This is a genomic window from Leisingera sp. F5, assembly GCF_001593695.1.
Genome location: NZ_LUKH01000816.1, coordinates 1 through 1,641 on the forward strand (window position 1 = coordinate 1; position 1,641 = coordinate 1,641).

Annotated in this window: 3 protein-coding genes; 2 read left to right on the forward strand and 1 reads right to left on the reverse strand. The window is 60.3% G+C overall.

The window, feature by feature from the left end; translation table 11 throughout:
* Together A2I95_RS36335 and A2I95_RS36340 are read left to right on the forward strand one after the other, a co-directional pair.
* A partial coding sequence (locus tag A2I95_RS36335; protein WP_291737364.1) for a chloride channel protein occupies positions 1 to 563 on the forward strand: 563 nt, incomplete at its 5' end.
* 207 nt (positions 564 to 770) lie between these two features.
* Entirely contained in the window at positions 771 to 962 is a 192-nt protein-coding gene (locus A2I95_RS36340) for a hypothetical protein (RefSeq protein ID WP_027258353.1), read from the forward strand.
* Positions 963 to 1,190: 228 nt separating this feature from the next.
* On the opposite strand, the gene A2I95_RS36345 is transcribed toward A2I95_RS36340, so the two are convergent.
* Complete coding sequence (locus A2I95_RS36345; protein WP_260005578.1) at positions 1,191 to 1,532, reverse strand: DUF427 domain-containing protein; 342 nt, start codon at positions 1,530 to 1,532, stop codon at positions 1,191 to 1,193.
* Positions 1,533 to 1,641: the final 109 nt, after the last annotated feature.

Sequence of the window (1,641 nt, forward strand, 5' to 3'; positions counted from 1 at the left end):
TTGGCCTGATCGCGACGGCCGTGCTGCCGGATGTATCCGGCACCCACACGCTATATGCCTTTGCCGGCATGGGCGCTGTTGCCGCCGCTGTGCTGGGGGCGCCGATTTCCACCACGCTGATCGTGTTTGAGCTGACCGGAGACTGGCAGATCGGCCTGGCGGTGATGGTGTCGGTGTCGATGTCCACCGCACTGGCTTCACGGCTGGTGGACCGGTCCTTCTTTCTCACCCAGCTGGAAAAGCGCAACATTCACTGTGCAGCCGGGCCGCAGGCCTATCTGCTGGCGCTGATCCGGGCCGGTGCGGTGATGCGTCCGATGGGCGACAGCCGCTGTGCGCCGCTGGAGGACTGCCAAGCACTGGTTGAGGAGGGGCTGTGCATCCGCGCTTCCGCGTCACTGGAGGCCGCGATGCCGGTGTTCGAGCGGGCAGAGGCGGCTTTTCTGCCTGTGATGATGGAAGAGGGCAGCACAGAGGAAATCATCGGCGCACTGTATCATGTAGATGCGTTAAAGGCCTACAACCGTGCCTTGGCTGCAACCGCAGCGGAGGAGCACAGATAGGCGGGACCGTGATGGTGTGTATCTGATCACCGCATCCCGACCGGTGCATCCTCCTCTGCTACGGGGAAAAACTCTGATTCCGCCCCCGAATCTGTGCGAATTCGGTGACACGTAAAGGTTAAGTTAAAAAATCCATTGCTCCGCAGCGGAGCCTGAACCAACATTGCAAGCGGATTATTGCTTAGCTTACTCAAACGGTAGGGAAACATGCGCAATTTCGAAATCGGCCCGCAAGAGGCTGGTGCGAACAACAAGGCAGACGAACGGGCAAACGAACGGGCAGCGCTGGAAGCAGTGATCAACTATGCGATCCAATGCGCCCGCGAAACGGACATTCTTGGCGCAGGTGATGCGCTGGAGGAAGCCAGGCTGAACCTCAGCCGCGCCGTTTTAGCCTGAAACTCGGCCTTTGCGGCACAATAGCTGCCACAGCGGTTCCGGCTCCTGTTGCGGAACCGGGCTGGCTGTTGCTGCAGCGGGCATCAGGCCGCGGGAACAGGTTCCCCGCAAACGCAAAACACCGGCGCCAGGGCACCGGTGGGGGATTTTTACGGGACGCTCTGTTCCTGCTGCCCGGATGCGATGCGGCGCGTTCTGTGAAACGGCCCCGCAACCCGGATAACCGGCTTAGACTTGTTCAACCTTGACAGAATCGCTCAGCACGAACGCCAGGCAGCCCTTGATTTCAGCCGCCGCTTCCTTTGGGTCTTCATAGCTCCACGCCGCGTTTTCAGTGACAGACGACTTGTTGGCGATCGAAAAATAGCTGGCCTCGCCCTTGTGCTGGCACTGGGCGGTCTTGCTGGTGCGGTCCAGGAAGGCCATGGCGATGTCTTCGCGCGGGAAATAGATGACCGGATCCATATCGCCCTCCGTCAGCTCCAAAGCATTGGAGCTTTCCCCCAGTACGGCGCCGCCGGAGCGGACGGTCCAGGTGCCTTCGGCCTTGCGGATACGGATAGTGGTCATGCGTGTTTTCCCATTCTCTTCGTGCGTGTCGTCGTTGGTTCAGTCTATGTAGCAGCCTATGTAACACCTCAGTGTCACAAGGCGGCGGCGGTCATCACGCTGCCCGACA